The organism is Bacteroides rodentium JCM 16496, assembly GCF_000614125.1.
In the GTDB taxonomy this organism is placed as follows: Bacteria; Bacteroidota; Bacteroidia; order Bacteroidales; family Bacteroidaceae; genus Bacteroides; species Bacteroides rodentium.
The window spans coordinates 42,003-58,279 of record NZ_BAKJ01000018.1 but is presented as its reverse complement, the minus strand read 5'-3'; the positions used below and the strand labels follow the sequence as shown (position 1 = coordinate 58,279).

9 protein-coding genes and 4 pseudogenes are annotated in these 16,277 nt (G+C 48.8%); 10 read left to right on the top strand and 3 right to left on the bottom strand.

Annotated features, from left to right (window positions below; genetic code table 11):
- Positions 1-65: 65 nt before the first annotated feature.
- The 3 genes from JCM16496_RS10055 to yaaA form a co-directional block, all read right to left on the bottom strand.
- Complete coding sequence (locus JCM16496_RS10055) at positions 66-893, bottom strand: ROK family protein (RefSeq protein ID WP_025834037.1); 828 nt, start codon at positions 891-893, stop codon at positions 66-68.
- A gap of 122 nt (positions 894-1,015) precedes the next feature.
- Positions 1,016-2,005: a phosphatidylinositol-specific phospholipase C gene (locus tag JCM16496_RS10050; protein ID WP_025834036.1), complete on the bottom strand. Its 990-nt coding sequence runs from the start codon at positions 2,003-2,005 to the stop codon at positions 1,016-1,018.
- Between the two features lie 320 nt (positions 2,006-2,325).
- Positions 2,326-3,099, bottom strand: coding sequence for a peroxide stress protein YaaA (gene yaaA / locus JCM16496_RS10045; RefSeq protein ID WP_025834034.1), 774 nt, complete (start codon positions 3,097-3,099; stop codon positions 2,326-2,328).
- Positions 3,100-3,293: 194 nt separating this feature from the next.
- Here yaaA and recJ point away from each other — a divergent pair.
- From recJ to JCM16496_RS09995, 10 genes and pseudogenes are all read left to right on the top strand, one after another.
- Positions 3,294-5,006: pseudogene (gene recJ / locus JCM16496_RS10040) on the top strand (single-stranded-DNA-specific exonuclease RecJ).
- Positions 5,007-5,179: 173 nt separating this feature from the next.
- The gene (locus JCM16496_RS10035; RefSeq protein ID WP_244440302.1) at positions 5,180-7,159 is read left to right on the top strand and encodes a RecQ family ATP-dependent DNA helicase; all 1,980 of its coding nucleotides are present in this window, start codon (positions 5,180-5,182) and stop codon (positions 7,157-7,159) included.
- A gap of 113 nt (positions 7,160-7,272) precedes the next feature.
- Positions 7,273-8,231 (top strand): annotated as a pseudogene (locus JCM16496_RS10030) (tetratricopeptide repeat protein).
- A gap of 306 nt (positions 8,232-8,537) precedes the next feature.
- Positions 8,538-9,392, top strand: coding sequence for a prephenate dehydratase (locus tag JCM16496_RS10025; protein WP_025834032.1), 855 nt, complete (start codon positions 8,538-8,540; stop codon positions 9,390-9,392).
- The gene (locus tag JCM16496_RS10020) at positions 9,361-10,542 is read left to right on the top strand and encodes a pyridoxal phosphate-dependent aminotransferase (RefSeq protein WP_025834030.1); all 1,182 of its coding nucleotides are present in this window, start codon (positions 9,361-9,363) and stop codon (positions 10,540-10,542) included. The genes JCM16496_RS10025 and JCM16496_RS10020 overlap by 32 nt, the downstream gene beginning before the upstream one ends.
- Before the next feature lie 213 nt (positions 10,543-10,755).
- Positions 10,756-11,823, top strand: coding sequence for a bifunctional 3-deoxy-7-phosphoheptulonate synthase/chorismate mutase type II (locus JCM16496_RS10015; protein ID WP_025834028.1), 1,068 nt, complete (start codon positions 10,756-10,758; stop codon positions 11,821-11,823).
- Between the two features lie 40 nt (positions 11,824-11,863).
- A pseudogene (locus JCM16496_RS10010) lies at positions 11,864-12,636 on the top strand (prephenate dehydrogenase/arogenate dehydrogenase family protein).
- A gap of 130 nt (positions 12,637-12,766) precedes the next feature.
- A pseudogene (locus JCM16496_RS10005) lies at positions 12,767-13,728 on the top strand (site-specific integrase).
- A gap of 505 nt (positions 13,729-14,233) precedes the next feature.
- Entirely contained in the window at positions 14,234-14,815 is a 582-nt protein-coding gene (locus JCM16496_RS10000) for a DUF3575 domain-containing protein (RefSeq protein ID WP_025834025.1), read from the top strand.
- 15 nt (positions 14,816-14,830) lie between these two features.
- On the top strand, positions 14,831-16,273 hold the full coding sequence (locus JCM16496_RS09995) for a DUF3868 domain-containing protein (RefSeq protein ID WP_128809534.1): 1,443 nt from the start codon (positions 14,831-14,833) through the stop codon (positions 16,271-16,273).
- Positions 16,274-16,277: the final 4 nt, after the last annotated feature.

Sequence of the window (16,277 nt, the reverse complement as noted above, 5' to 3'; positions counted from 1 at the left end):
ATTCTAATATTTCTGCCACAAAGGTCGGAAGGCAGAATTACGTGGTTATTACAAGGTTGCAAAAATCATTTTTCCCAAAGCGCCGAAGCACCCAGCAGACTGGAATCCGTTTGCTGCGAAACCTCCACCTTCACCTTGTCCGATATCACTTTATAGGGGAAACTTTGCATAGCCTGCTCCATGGCATCCTTAAAAAACGGGAAAGCCGCCGCGATTCCTCCACCCAAAACGATGGCCTGGGGGGCGTAAGTGAAAAGGACCGCTTTCATCAGGTTGCCCAAGTGCATCCCGAGTCCATTCCAAAGCCCCAATGCAGCCGGGTCGCCTTGCCGGGCTTTTTCAGCCTCTGCCGCACCGGTAGTATTGTAGCGTCTGAAGAAAAAACTGCTGCAATAGTGCTCAAAGTCCGAGTCCAGATAAGGCAGCGAACCTATCTCGCCGGCACCCAGATACTGCCCGCCATACAGGCGGCGGCCAATGACGACACCGGCACCGATACCCGTCCCGATGGTGATGCCCACCATATTGTCATAAGGTTTCCCAACCCCATACAGGTTCTCTCCTAAAGCAAAACAATTGGAATCATTGTTGACGGCAACCGGAAGCCCGAACTCATTCTCCAGGACCTCCTTCAAATGTATCTCTTTCCAGGAAGCTATGTTTGCCACATTATATACAATCCCCTTCACGGAATCGACAATCGAGGGGACACCGATACCGATGCCATCCACCCGCCCATCCATCATGTCACGGACAAGACGGGAAAGCAGGCTTAACACCGCTGCGGCATCCTGCTGGGCAGGACAAGGGACAGACTCTTTATTCAGGCACTTCCCTTGTTCCACTTGTGCTATCCGGATATTGGTTCCTCCCAAATCTATTGACAGTTTCATAGTATATAGTATATGATTATACAGGTTTCTTAATTCTAATTACAAAATTAATGAAATTGGGAAATCGACAAAACAGCAAATTGCGCATATTAATCCTCATTTTGCGCAAACATTGCCTCTTCTCAAAGGCGGTTGCTGTTTATCAAATACGCCACTAATGCCTTTCCGTCCGGCTTGCCCACAAAATCGATGAAGACAATGCCGCAAATCCGCCTTCCCCCTTTCCTCAAATAGTCGGCAACCGGTTTGTTCACCTTATCGGCAAAGGCTTTAGGAGTTCCCGAAGGAAGCCCGGTAGCACTTACGAAAGTAATCCCCCACCGACGCGAAGAGGCCGGCTCGGCAGATACATTGTCGAGGTTGCGGATGCAGGTTTCTACTTTCCGCCCGGCCTCTTCACCCGATTCATATTGATATTCATCTTCGAGCAGAACCGCCCCTTCCTTACCATCTTTATTACGAAGAGTGAGCAGGCAAGTACTGTCATCCTCCCAACCTACACACGCTGCTCCAGGATAATTATCCATAGCATGATCTCTATGCAGGAAAAGAATCTTTCCACGGCAATCTTTCAGCGTCAGTTCAGGGCGAAAGTCCATCACGAAATAACTTTGATACTCAGGGCTGCTTAAAGAAGCGGACAGCAGAGAAGCATAATCCCGCAATTCTCCTCCTTCCTTTTTCAAGGAAACAATCAAAGTCTCAGAAGGATATGTTTGCAGAAAGTGTATAAAAGCAGGTAAAACATCATCTTCCCAATATATATCCTGAAAGGCATGGCTGTGAAACACCCCCAATTTATTATCCTTTTTTTCCAAACGGATATCGAAAGCACGGATGCCTTGTTGCAATTGGGCAGGAATATCTGTTGCTTGCGTTTTCAACATACGCCCTCCTTTGATGCTACCGCTATCGTGTGAACCGGGAATGGAAATCTTACATATAGGAAGCGTATCATGGAGAATCCTCATCCACTCCGGCTGCAGCACAGTCTCACCCCCCGCCTCTGCACAAGTATCCTGCAATCCGGAGGTTGTAGCACAAACCGGAGCATTCAATAGAAATATGGTCAAAGCCAATGCAACAACTGCTCTTAATCCGTTTCTCTTCATAGTATATTGCTTTTAAGTTTACCGTATGCAAATATAGAGGGTTCATTCTTTCCTCCCATCCCAAATTACGTATTTAGTTCTTCATTTTGCGCAAACATCCAAAGCGGCATATAGCAACATCCGAGCTAAACGTAGCGTACCTTTTCATTACATTTTTGTTCTGTTTTTCGGTTTTCCGCCTACCTGCTCCTATTTTCCCCCTATCTGCTCCGTGTATATATAGAGAGACCTGATAGGGAGCAGGTAGGGAGCAGATAGGGAGCAGATAGGAAAATGTTCTGTTTCTCGGTTTTCCCACATCGTTCAATTCTGCCAACGGGTTACACAGATGTACCTGACGAAAAATGCCATACATTCTCCGTACTGCGTATCTCATCCCAGACGAAGCCCTCCCAAGAAAAGGATTTCAACTCCTCAGGACACTCCAGACGGTTCTTGACAATGAAACGCGTCATCTCTCCGCGACACATCTTGGCGTAGATGACGACAGTCTTCGGCCGGCCGTCCTTCCAGACTTGAAACTCGGGCGTAATGACGCGCACCTCTTGCTCCACCCGCTTCCAGTCAAACAAATTTTTCATTTCGGCACTTGCCAAATTAATGAGAACACCGCCACAGTCTTTAATTTCCTCTATGAAGTAATCCGTCAACAAAGGTTTCCAATAATCAAACACGGATATTCCACCTTTTTCGGGCAGGCGGACATCTCCTTCCAAGCGATAGGGTCTGATACCGTCCAGCGGGCGAAGCAACCCATAAAGAAAAGAAGTGATGCGCAGATGTTCTTGCGCATAACGAAAATCCTCCGCCGAGAAATCCTCCGGAAAAATGCGTTTAAAAACAGCTCCCGTGTAGGCGCAAACGGCCGGCATCGGACGATTCTCCTCCGAGCAGAAATCATGGAAACGCAAACGGTTCTCGGCAGCAATTTGGGTATTCACCCGAAGAAGCCTTCCCAATTCAGATACTGAATACTGCGACATTTCCAACGCATTCCGCACAGCCTCCGCTTCGAATTTCGGGACTGTGACTTCGGGCACGGCAACAGAGCAGCGCGCCGCCATGGTCTTTGCACAAGAGATAAAAACAAGCATAGCAATATTTTTTTGATGGATACAAAAATAAAGTTTTTTAGTGGAGAATACATATACTTATAAAGTTTTTCCGCAGAATTCACCTCCGTTTCAAGAGTTTTTCATACCTTTACACCTTGTTGGAGAAAAGTGCACGTATTGGCCCCCTGCTTCCCCAACATCTTGAGATAGAAAAAGAAAAAATAATATATAAAATGACTCACAAATGGAATTATCAACCATTACACCCGAACAGGCAGAAGCAAGCCAACAACTGGCCCAAGAATTGGGAATTAGCCAATATTGGGAAAATTGCTGGTGGAGCGGGGAATAACAACGGCAGCGGATGCCCGGAAGTTTTTCCGCCCCCAACTACCGGACTTATACGACCCATTCCTGATGAAGGATATGGATATAGCCGTAGAGCGCCTGAACAAGGCAATGGGAAAGAAAGAGCGCATTCTTGTTTACGGAGATTATGACGTAGACGGTACCACGGCTGTGGCATTGGTCTACAAGTTTATCCAACAGTTCTATTCGAACATCGACTACTATATCCCCGACCGTTACAATGAGGGGTATGGAGTTTCAGTCCAAGGAGTAGACTATGCCGCAGAGAGTGGTGTGGGCTTGATTATTGTATTGGACTGCGGTATCAAAGCCGTCGAAGAAATCACATACGCCAAGGAGAAAGGCATTGATTTCATCATCTGCGACCACCATGTCCCCGATGATGTACTGCCCCCTGCCGTAGCCATTCTGAATGCCAAACGGGAAGACAACACTTATCCATACGAGCATCTGTCCGGATGCGGTGTAGGTTTTAAGTTCATGCAGGCATTTGCCATTAACAATGGCATCGAGTTCCATCACCTGATTCCCCTATTGGACCTTTGCGCCGTCAGCATCGCATCGGATATTGTACCATTATGGGTGAAAACCGTATCCTTGCCTACCACGGCCTAAAACAATTGAACAGCAATCCCAGTGTAGGTCTGAAAGCCATCATTGATGTCTGCGGACTGACGGACAAGGACATCACCGTCAGTGACATTGTATTCAAAATAGGTCCCCGCATCAATGCCTCCGGACGTATCCAGAACGGGAAAGAAGCCGTTGACCTGCTTACCGAAAAAGATTTTTCTCTTGCCTTGGAGAAAGCCGGACAAATCAACCAATACAACGAGACCCGCAAGGACTTGGACAAGACCATGACCGAAGAAGCCAATAAGATTGTGGCCGATTTGGATGGACTTGCCGACCGCCGGTCCATTGTATTGTACAATGAAGACTGGCATAAAGGTGTCATCGGCATCGTAGCCTCCCGGCTGACGGAAATCTATTACCGCCCGGCAGTAGTGCTGACGCGTACGGATGACATGGCAACCGGTTCTGCCCGTTCCGTCTCCGGATTCGATGTCTACAAAGCCATTGAATACTGCCGCGACCTTTTGGAAAACTTCGGAGGTCATACCTACGCCGCCGGTCTTTCCATGAAGGTGGAAAATGTACCGGCCTTTATCGAACGTTTTGAAGAGTTCGTATCACAAAACATACTGCCGGAACAGACATGCGCCGTCATCGACATCAATGCCGAGATTGATTTCAGAGACATCACTCCGAAATTCTTCAGCGACCTGAAGAAATTCAATCCATTCGGGCCGGACAATGCCAAACCCATTTTCTGTACGCACAATGTCTATGATTATGGTACCAGCAAAGTCGTAGGACGCGACCAGGAACATATCAAGCTGGAACTGGTGGATAATAAATCGAACAATGTGATGAACGGCATCGCTTTCGGGCAAAGCTCCCACGTACGCTTCATCAAGACCAAACGTTCCTTCGACATCTGCTATTCCATTGAGGAGAATACGCATAAGAGGGGTGAAGTGCAGTTGCAGATTGAAGACATAAAGCCGAATTAAAAGCCTCTCCCCTAACCCCTCCCCCACAGGAGGGGAATAAGAATAGTCTCCTTATATTAAGGAAATGATGAAAATTGGTTGATGCTATAAGATAAGTAATCACTACTATTAGCATAGAGAAGGAAAGAATATCAATTCAACGATAAGAAGTAGCAAGAAAGTTCAATAAGACCATGAGCAGCAGTAGTAACTTCAAAACTCCTCTCCCTACGGGATTGCCCTCCCCCGATAACGGGGGAGCCGGAGGGGGTGGGTTGGGGGTGAGGCTCTTGAAGCAATACTGGGGATACGATACCTTCCGGGGAATCCAGGAAGACATCATCAACAGCATCGGCGAGGGACGGGACACTTTGGGACTAATGCCCACGGGAGGAGGAAAATCCATCACTTTCCAAGTTCCGGCGCTTGCCCAGGAAGGACTTTGCCTAGTCATCACTCCGTTGATTGCCCTCATGAAAGACCAGGTACAAAACCTGAAAAAGCGGGGAATCAAGGCGCTTGCCATCTACTCGGGCATGAGCAGGCAGGAAATCATCGTCACATTGGAGAACTGTATATTCGGCAATTTCAAGTTCCTCTATATCTCCCCCGAAAGGCTCGATACTGAAATCTTCCGCACCAAACTGCAGAAGATGAAAATCAGTATGATTACGGTAGACGAAAGCCACTGCATATCGCAATGGGGTTACGATTTCCGTCCTGCCTATCTGAAGATAGCCGAGATACGCACACTGTTACCCGGTGTACCCGTGCTGGCACTGACAGCCACCGCCACTCCGGAAGTGGTGAAAGACATCCAGGCCCGCCTGCATTTCCGTAAGGAAAATGTGTTCCGCATGAGTTTCGAACGCAAAAATCTCGCCTATATCGTCCGCAAGACGGAAAATAAGACGGGAGAGCTGTTGCACATCCTGCGCCGTATGCCCGGAAGCGCCATCATCTATGTGCGCAACCGCCGCCGCACCAAGGAAATCACCGAACTGCTGCACAACGAAGACATCACCGCCGACTTCTACCATGCCGGACTGGATGACGCCACCAAGGACATCCGCCAACAACGCTGGCAAACAGGAGAAAGCCGTGTCATGGTTGCCACCAATGCATTCGGTATGGGTATCGACAAACCGGATGTACGGATTGTCATCCACATGGATCTGCCCGATTCCATAGAAGCCTACTTCCAGGAAGCAGGACGTGCCGGAAGGGACGGACAAAAAGCCTACGCGGTCGTCCTTTACGCCAAGTCGGACAAGGCAACACTGCACAAACGCATTCCCGACACCTTTCCTGAAAAAGAATATATAAAGGAAGTATATGAGCATCTCCAATACTATTACCAGATGGCAATGGGCGACGGGCAAGGCTGTGTACGCGAGTTCAATATCGAGGACTTTTGCCGAAAGTTCAAGTACTTCCCCGTTCCCGTGGACAGTGCCTTGAAGATTCTGACACAAGCGGGATATCTGGAATATACAGACGAACAAGACAATGCATCCCGGCTACTGTTCACTATCCGTCGGGACGAACTTTACAGACTGAGGGAACTCGGCGAAGACATGGACAAACTCATCCAAACCATTCTCCGTTCCTATACCGGGGTCTTCACAGATTATGCTTTCATCAATGAAGATTCACTGGCCATACGCACCGGACTCACACGCCGGCAAGTGTATGAACAGCTCATCCACCTAGCCAAGCTGCGTATCGTCAGTTACATCCCCCGCAAAAAGACACCATATATAATATACACGCGCGAGAGGGTTGAAATGCGCCACCTGCAAATCTCTCCCGCCGTGTACGAGGAACGCAAAGAGCGATATGAGAAACGCATAAGTGCCATGCTGGATTACGTCACCAATGACACAGTGTGCCGCAGCCGTATTTTACTGCACTATTTCGGAGAGCAAAACGAACACGACTGCGGACAATGTGATACCTGCATCAGCCTGAAGAACAAGAAACCTTCCGGGCACCTTTCGGAAAAGGAACTTTCTGAAAAGATTCTTCAAGCCCTATCTGATAAACAACAAACTCCAGCCACTTTGGCAGAGCAGATACCGGACGATAAAAACATGCTCATCGATGTGTTACATGAATTGTTGGACGAAGGCAAAGTAATTGCTGTCAACGGAATGCTTCAAATCAAAAAATAATTCATTACTTTTGCCGTTGGAAAAGAATGTCCTGCCGCTAAGAGGAACATCTCTTATCAGCCATGCCCCTCCTTTTCCTTTTTAATTTTTAATTCTTTAATTTTTAATCACCTATGGGATTCTTTAAATCTTTCTTCACCGGCAAGTCTGCCAACCCCGCCGATGAGAAACAAAAAAACGAGCAGAAGAATTTTGAGATATTCAAGTATGACGGTATGCGTGCACAACGCATGGGCCGTACAGACTACGCCATCAAATGCTTCACGGAAGCCCTCGCCATTCAGGAAGACTTTGAGACCATGGGCTACCTTGCCCAAGTCTACACCCAGACCAACGAACTGGACGAGGCACACAAGCTGCTGCAGCGTATGACCGAAATAGAGCCGGAACATACCTCCACCTACCTCAGTCTGGCCAACGTATGCTACATGCAGGAAGACTATCCCGCCATGGCAGGAGCAGCAAAGAAAGCTATCGAAATAGAAGAGGGCAACGCATGGCACACTACCTGCTGGGCAAAGCAGACAATGGCCGGGGCGACGGCATCATGTGCATTGCCCACCTCACGAAAGCCATCGTACTGAAGGACGACTTCACCGAGGCACGCCTGCTACGTGCCGAAGCTCTGGCACAAATGCAACAATATAAGGAAGCGATGGAAGACATAGACGCCATTCTGGCACAAGACCCGGAAGACGAAAGTGCCATCTTGCTCCGCGGAAAGATAGAAGAAGCTACGGGAAACAAAGAAAAAGCAGAAAGCAGTTACCGGAAAGTGACGGAGTTGAATCCCTTTAACGAACAAGCCTTCCTCTACTTAGGACAGCTTTACATCACCCAAAACAAGCTGACAGAAGCCATCGAGCTCTTTACGGAAGCCACAGAACTGAACCCTAATTTCGCAGAGGCCTATCATGAGCGCGGACGTGCCAAGTTGCTGAACGGCGACAAAGAAGGCTCGGCAGAAGACATGAAGAAAGGACTGGAACTCAATCCTAAAGAAATACAGAACTTTAACGGACAATATGGTAACCAGCCGGGTGGAAGACAAACAGACATCCTGGGATTATAGAAAGGGAAATAAGTTAAATTGCTACTATCCCTAAAAAAAACATTGTTTTTTGTTTGTATATAAAAGAAAAGCATTACTTTTGTCGCGTAATTCAAAAACAGAGAATACAAGTATGAAGTCATTTACTTATGCATATTACTTCTTTTTTTACTTTTACTTTAGCCAGAAAGTAGAGCGGGAGTTTGTATGTATCAAGTGACAGTGATGCTTAAGGACTGAATAGAGAACCAAGTAAATATACAGAATCCCGCTCCATCGTATGGAAGCGGGATTTTTTTTATAGCATAACCAAGAAAATAAAGAATAATGAAAAAGGTAGCCATTCAAGGAACATTAGGCTCGTATCACGACATCGCCGCACACAAGTACTTCGAAGGAGAAGAAATAGAGTTAATCTGTTGCGCCAACTTTGAAGACGTGTTCGGTGCCATCCGGAAAGACAGTCAGACCATAGGAATGCTGGCAATAGAAAACACCATTGCAGGTAGTTTGCTGCATAACAATGAGCTATTGCGCCAAAGTGGCGCACAGATTGTGGGCGAGTACAAGCTGCGTATTTCCCATAGTTTTGTCTGCCTGCCCGATGAAGACTGGGATGACATTACCGAAGTCAACTCCCACCCCATCGCCCTGATGCAATGCCGTGAATTCCTCGGACAGCACCCCGGCATAAAAGTGGTGGAAGGCGAAGATACCGCCCGCAGTGCCGAAATCATCCAAAAAGAAAACCTGAAAGGCCATGCTGCCATCTGCTCCAAAGCAGCCGCAGAGCGTTACGGCATGAAGATTCTGCAGGAAGGCATCGAAACAAACAAGCACAACTTCACCCGCTTCCTTGTGGTAGCCGACCCTTGGCAGGTGGATGAACTGAACCGGCACCGCAGCAAGGAGGTCAACAAGGCCAGCATGGTGTTCACACTGCCCCACACCGAAGGAAGCCTCTCCCAAGTATTGTCCATTCTGTCCTTCTACAGTATCAACCTGACCAAAATACAGTCCCTCCCCATCATCGGACGGGAATGGGAGTATCAGTTTTACGTAGATGTCGTATTCGACAATGTACTGAGATACAAACAATCTATCGCGGCCATCACACCGCTGACCAAAGAACTGAAAATATTAGGAGAATATGAAGATGGAAAGTCAAGCATCCAAGATTAAGCCAGCCGAACGTCTGGCAAGCGTAAGCGAATACTACTTCTCGAAAAAGCTGAAAGAGGTGGCGCAAATGAACGCCGAAGGCAAGGACGTCATCAGCCTGGGCATCGGAAGCCCCGACATGCCGCCTTCCGAAGAGACCATCCGGACACTTTGCTCAGCCGCCTGCAACCCGGACGGACACGGCTACATGCCCTACGTGGGCATCCCCGAACTGCGCCAAGCCTTTGCCCGGTGGTACGAGAAGTGGTACGACGTAACATTGAATCCCAACACAGAGATACAGCCGCTTATCGGTTCCAAAGAAGGCATCCTGCACGTGACGCTTGCCTTTGTCAACCCCGGCGAACAAGTGCTGGTGCCCAATCCGGGCTATCCTACCTATACTTCATTAAGCAAGATTCTGGGCGCCGAGGTCGTGAACTATAACCTGAAAGAAGAAAACGGCTGGATGCCCGACTTCGACGAGCTGGAACAAATGGACATGAGCCGCGTGAAGCTGATGTGGACCAACTATCCCAACATGCCCACCGGAGCGAATGCAACACCGGAACTGTACCGGAAACTGGTAGACTTCGCCCGCCGCAAGGACATCGTCATCGTGAACGACAACCCTTACAGCTTCATCCTGAACGAGCACCCCATCAGCATCCTCAGCATCCCCGGTGCCAAGGAGTGCTGCATAGAGTTCAACTCCATGAGCAAGAGCCACAACATGCCGGGCTGGCGTATCGGCATGCTTGCCTCGAATGCCGACTTCGTGCAATGGATACTGAAGGTGAAGAGCAACATCGACAGCGGCATGTTCCGTGCCATGCAACTGGCAGCCGCCACCGCACTGGAAGCCGAGCGCGACTGGTATGACGGCAACAACGCGAATTACCGCAACCGCCGTCAGTTGGCAGGAGAAATCATGCATACCCTGGGGTGCACCTACGACGAGAACCAGGTAGGCATGTTCCTCTGGGGCAAAATCCCCGACAGTTGTACAGACGTGGAAGAACTGACCGAACGCGTGCTGCACGAGGCACGGGTGTTCATCACTCCGGGATTCATCTTCGGAAGCAACGGGAAACGGTACATCCGCATCTCCCTCTGCTGCAAGGACAACAAACTGGCAGAAGCATTGGAGCGTATCAAGGAGATAGAATAAATACTTACAAGTAGGAAATGAACACTCTAAAGCCGGAATCTCGTTTACTAAAACTCCACCGGAGATTTAGTAAAACGGGAGGAACGATTTAGTAAATCTTCTCCGACGTTTTAGTAAATCTTGGGAACCACGTTCAGAAAGGTCTCCTGAGAGGGTGAAAGTTACAAGAAAAAAGGAGTATAACAAAAGAATATTATTAAACAAATAAAGAATATGGAACTAGAATTAGAACCTATCACATTGTCTGGTGTTGAAAACAAACGCCCTATGGTAATAGCCGGCCCCTGCAGTGCCGAAACCGAAGAACAAGTAATGAGCACTGCCAAACAACTGGCAGACAAAGGCATCAAACTATTCCGTGCCGGCATCTGGAAACCGCGTACCAAACCGGGCGGCTTCGAAGGCATCGGCGTAGACGGCCTTGCATGGCTGAAAGAGGTAAAGAAAGAAACCGGCATGTATGTTTCTACCGAAGTAGCCACCGCCAAACATGTATACGAATGTCTGAAGGCCGGAGTCGACCTTCTTTGGATAGGTGCACGCACCACCGCCAACCCTTTCGCCGTACAAGAAATTGCCGATGCACTGAAAGGCGTCGATATCCCGGTACTGGTGAAGAATCCGGTAAACCCCGACCTGGAACTGTGGATTGGAGCCTTGGAGCGCATCAACAACGCTGGCTTGAAACGCCTCGGTGCCATTCACCGCGGTTTCAGCAGCTACGACAAGAAGCTGTACCGCAACCTGCCGCAATGGCACATCCCCATCGAGCTACGCCGCCGCATCCCCAACCTGCCCATCCTCTGCGACCCCAGCCACATAGGTGGAAAGCGCGAACTCGTTGCCCCGCTCTGCCAGCAAGCTATGGACTTGGGCTTCAACGGACTGATTGTAGAGAGCCACTGCAACCCCGACTGTGCCTGGAGCGACGCCTCCCAGCAAGTCACTCCGGATGTGCTGGACTACATCCTCAACCTGCTCGTCATCCGCAAGGAAACGCAAAGCACCGAGAACCTCAGCGAATTGCGTAAGCAGATTGACGAATGTGACAACAATCTTATCCAGGAGCTGGCCAAGCGAATGCGTGTGGCACGAGAAATCGGCACTTACAAAAAGGAACATGACATGACCATCCTGCAAACCGGACGCTACAACGAAATCCTCGAGAAGCGCGGCTCGCAAGGCGCATTGTGCGGCATGGATGCCGAGTTCATCAAAAAGGTATTTGAGGCGATACACGAAGAGAGTGTGAGACAACAAATGGAAATTATTAATCATTGAACAGCCCCTCCCGGGGGAGAGGCTTTACCAACCAACCATCATGAGAATACTTATACTTGGAGCCGGGAAAATGGGCTCTTTCTTTACAGATATATTGAGTTTCCAGCACGAGACGGCTGTGTTCGATGTCAACCCGCACCAACTGCGTTTTGTCTACAACACCTACCGCTTCACTACATTGGAGGAAATCAAGGAGTTCGAGCCGGAACTGGTCATCAACGCCGCTACGGTGAAATACACCTTGGAAGCCTTCCGCCAAGTGCTGCCCGTACTGCCTAAGGACTGCATCATCAGCGACATTGCTTCGGTAAAGACCGGATTGAAGAAATTTTACGAAGAAAGCGGTTTCCGATATGTATCCACGCATCCCATGTTCGGCCTACTTTTGCCAGTCTCAGCAATCTGAATACAGAGAATGCCATCATCATCAGCGAAGGCGACCACTTGGGAAAAATCTTCTTCAAAGACCTTTACCAGACAATGAAGCTAAACATCTTCGAATATACATTCGACGAGCATGATGAGACTGTAGCCTATTCGCTGTCCATTCCGTTTGTATCCACCTTCGTGTTTGCAGCGGTAATGAAACACCAGGAAGCTCCGGGCACCACCTTCAAGAAGCACATGGCCATTGCCAAAGGCCTGCTGAGTGAAGACGACTACCTGCTCCAGGAAATCCTGTTCAATCCGCGCACCCCCTCACAAGTGGAGAACATCCGCCTGGAACTGAAGAGCCTGCTGGAGATTATCAACAATAAGGATGCCGAAGGCATGAAGAAGTACCTGACCAAAATCCGGGAAAAGATAAAATAAGCAACCGGCAAGTGTGTGCTCGATGCCAAGGCACACGCTTGTTTTCCAGCCGATAAAACCACATCTTTGCCCCTTGAAAAGCTGTATTAGAATAACAGCAATATTTTATCCACTTTAATTTTTTTTATTCATGGCATCTATCAAGAACAAATCAAAGCTTGCCGCCACGCAAAGCAAGCAGGCAAAGAACAATGCTTCGCCCAAAGTAACCTTACAACTATTCATGCAAGAAAACATCGACCGCATGCACCGACTGGGCAAAGTGCGCACCGGCGAAACCTACACTTGTACACTCAACAGCTTCATGCGTTTCCGTCAAGGAAAGGATGTATTCTGGAAAGATTTTGATGCAGACCTAATGGCTTCCTACGAGGCTTATCTCAAATCGACCGGAGTGGGCATGAACACCATCTCCTTCTACAATCGGATTCTGCGTGCCGTGTACAACCGGGCAGTAGAAAAAGGATTTACGAAACAAGTATTCCCCTTCAAAAATGTCTATACGGGAGTAGAGAAAACCATCCGACGAGGACTGCCCGTAAAAAACATCCGCAGCATCCGAAATATGGACTTGTCACACTACCCGTCACTGGATTATGCACGCGACATGTTTTTATTCAGTTTCTACACCCGAGGCATGTCATTTGTAGACATGGCTTATCTAAAAAAGAGCGACCTGAAAAACGGGATCCTTACCTATCGACGTAAGAAAACAGGACAACAACTTAGCATACGATGGGAACAACACATGCAAGACATACTTGAAAAATACCCCATATCACAAGAATCTCCTTATCTGCTCCCCATCATTTGCAAAAAAGGAAAAGAAGAGAGAAAACAATATAATAACGCGCTGCATTTAGTCAACAAAAAGTTAAAATTTATTGGTAACAAGTTACAAATTTCCATTCCGCTCACCATGTACGTGGCGCGCCATTCATGGGCACAGTGGCCAAAAACAAAAACATCCCCCTTTCTGTCATCAGTGAGGGAATGGGGCATGACTCTGAAAACACGACATTGATTTACCTGGCTTCGCTTGACACAACCATCATAGACAAGGCCAACAAGCTCATATTAAGCCTACTTTGAACAAATAAAAATAAGTTCATCTCTTACCAAGAGATGGATTTGGACTGCAAAGCTATGATTAGCAGTGATAATATCCAAATAATTATTTTACTTATTATCTCTCATTCGTGAAATTACAGTATTGTATATCAAAATGTATATTGGAAGATGACTTTGCAGCAGGACGTTTTTCTCCATGTTTTTATTGATTATCCTACTATCCATCTCTTGGTAAGAGATGAATCCTGAAACGGCAGTCTGATAGCGCAGACTGTAAAGAATATAGAAAGTTGAGATACTATTACACATTGTAATTATACAACAAAAAAGCAATGAATAGTAATTCCAGCAGTATCTATGTTTTTGCTGAATACTCTTCATTGTTTACTACCGGCGGTATATAGGCCGGGCATACGGAATTTTGTTTGATTCCTTTTAGGAGTTTATTGGTAATTTGATAAATCTTTCTCTACAAATTGGAGAATAAAATATTAATGACACTAACAAATCTTAAATAATGGAAAAGATGACTTTAAAACTTTATGCGATTTTGTTTTTAGGTCTTTTCAGTATGGGAGCCCGATGTCAGGAAGTGGCTCTGAAAAGTAATTTGCTATACGACGCCTTCGCCACAGTGAACGCAGGCGTGGAAACAGGATTGGCAGCAAGATGGACACTCGACGTGTCTGCCAATTACAACGGATGGACACTCTCGCACGAGCGGAAGTGGAAGCACTGGCTTCTGCAGCCCGAAGCACGCTACTGGTTCTGCGACCGCTGGGCAGGACACTTTGTAGGAGCACACCTCCTCGGAGGCCAATACAACTTTGGCGGATTGAAAAACGACCTCTCCTTCCTGGGAAGCGACTTCTCCAAACTTTCCAACCGGCGCTACCAAGGATGGTTCCTTGGCGTAGGCGCGGCCTACGGCTATTCCTGGATTCTGGACAAGCACTGGAACCTGGAGGCCGAGATAGGCTTCGGATATGTCTATACACGATTCGATGCCTACCCCTGCGCCAACTGCGGAACCAAACTCGAGAAGGACAAGCCGCACCACTACGTCGGCCCCACCAAGGCCGCGGTAAACCTTGTATATACATTCTAAACTCATTCGGTGGTTATGAACAAAATAGCTAAAAAATTGATTTTTGGCTTGTTGTCCCTATGTTGCACATTGGGAGCCGACGGCCAGACACTGATGGACGGACAGATTAAGATAGAAAATCTTGCTGTCGCCAAGCAAGAAGACAAACTATTCGTGGCAATGGACCTCGACATATCCGCACTCAAGCAAGGGAGCAACCGTGAAGTACTGCTCACCCCTTCGCTCACCCTGGACGACGACAGCCTCGGCCTGCCGCCCGTACGTATTGCGGGGCGCAACCGTTACTATCACCACCTGCGCAATGCCCCGCACACCGACCGTCTCTATCGCAACGGCGAACGCAGCCTGATAGAATACCGCGTGACGGTGCCCTACGAGAAGTGGATGGGCAGAGCCCGGCTCAGCACCACCGAAACCACCTGCGGATGCTGCGATGCCCCCCTGACCGGTTCCACTACGCCCCTGACCAAGTTGCGGCTGGAGAAGCGCGTGCCTACGCCTTTCCTGCCCGCCTATGCCTACATACGCCCCAAGGCGGAACAGAAAATCAACCGCATCGAAGGCTCGGCCTACATCGACTTCCCGGTGAACCGCACCGAGATATACCCCGACTACCGCCGCAATCCGGAGGAGCTGAAGAAGATTCTCGCCACCATCGATGCCGTGAAGAACGACGCCGACAGCAAGATTATCGGTATCAGCATCAAGGGATACGCCTCGCCCGAAGGCTCGTACAGCAACAACACGCGCCTGGCCAAGGGGCGTACGGAGACCCTGAAGGAATATGTACGCAAGCAGTATGCCTTCCCCCAATCGCTCTTCACCACCGACTCCGAGCCGGAAGACTGGGAGGGACTGGAGCGCTTCGTCGCCTCTTCGCAACTGAAGAGCCGCGACGGCATACTAGCCTTGATACACAGCGACCTGGCACCCGACCCGAAAGAGTGGAAAATAAAATCGACCTACCCTGCCGACTATGCCTACCTGCTGCGCGAGGTCTATCCCGGCCTGCGCCATTCGGACTATGCCGTGCAGTACGAGGTGCGTGCCTACACCGACCTCGAAGAAATCAGGCGGCTCATCAAGACGCAGCCCCAGAAGCTGAGCCTGAATGAGATGTACCTCGCCGCACAAGAGATGGAACCAGGCAGCGACGAGTATAACGCCACTTTCGAGACCGCCGTGCGCATGTTTCCCGACGACCCGGTGGCAAACCTCAATGCAGCCAACACGGCCTTGCGCCTTGGCGACCTGAAGGGTGCCGAGGCTTATCTGGACAAAGCCGGCAATGCACCCGAAGCCATCTATGCCCGCGGCATACGCGCCACCCTGCTGAAAGACTACGATACCGCCGAACCGCTGCTGCGGGAAGCCCGGCAAAAGGGAGTGGCACAAGCGGAAGACGCGTTACAGCAGATAGAACGCATAAAGCAGGAGATGGCGGAAGACGCGGAATAATAAG

Excerpts from the sequence above, each read along its gene's own strand:
- JCM16496_RS10055 (WP_025834037.1), bottom strand. The coding sequence starts at position 893 with ATGAAACTGTCAATAGATTTGGGAGGAACCAATATCCGGATAGCACAA.
- JCM16496_RS10050 (WP_025834036.1), bottom strand. The coding sequence starts at position 2,005 with ATGAAGAGAAACGGATTAAGAGCAGTTGTTGCATTGGCTTTGACCATA.
- yaaA (WP_025834034.1), bottom strand. The coding sequence starts at position 3,099 with ATGCTTGTTTTTATCTCTTGTGCAAAGACCATGGCGGCGCGCTGCTCT.
- JCM16496_RS10035 (WP_244440302.1), top strand. The coding sequence starts at position 5,180 with ATGAGCAGCAGTAGTAACTTCAAAACTCCTCTCCCTACGGGATTGCCC.
- JCM16496_RS10025 (WP_025834032.1), top strand. The coding sequence starts at position 8,538 with ATGAAAAAGGTAGCCATTCAAGGAACATTAGGCTCGTATCACGACATC.
- JCM16496_RS10020 (WP_025834030.1), top strand. The coding sequence starts at position 9,361 with ATGAAGATGGAAAGTCAAGCATCCAAGATTAAGCCAGCCGAACGTCTG.
- JCM16496_RS10015 (WP_025834028.1), top strand. The coding sequence starts at position 10,756 with ATGGAACTAGAATTAGAACCTATCACATTGTCTGGTGTTGAAAACAAA.
- JCM16496_RS10000 (WP_025834025.1), top strand. The coding sequence starts at position 14,234 with ATGACTTTAAAACTTTATGCGATTTTGTTTTTAGGTCTTTTCAGTATG.
- JCM16496_RS09995 (WP_128809534.1), top strand. The coding sequence starts at position 14,831 with ATGAACAAAATAGCTAAAAAATTGATTTTTGGCTTGTTGTCCCTATGT.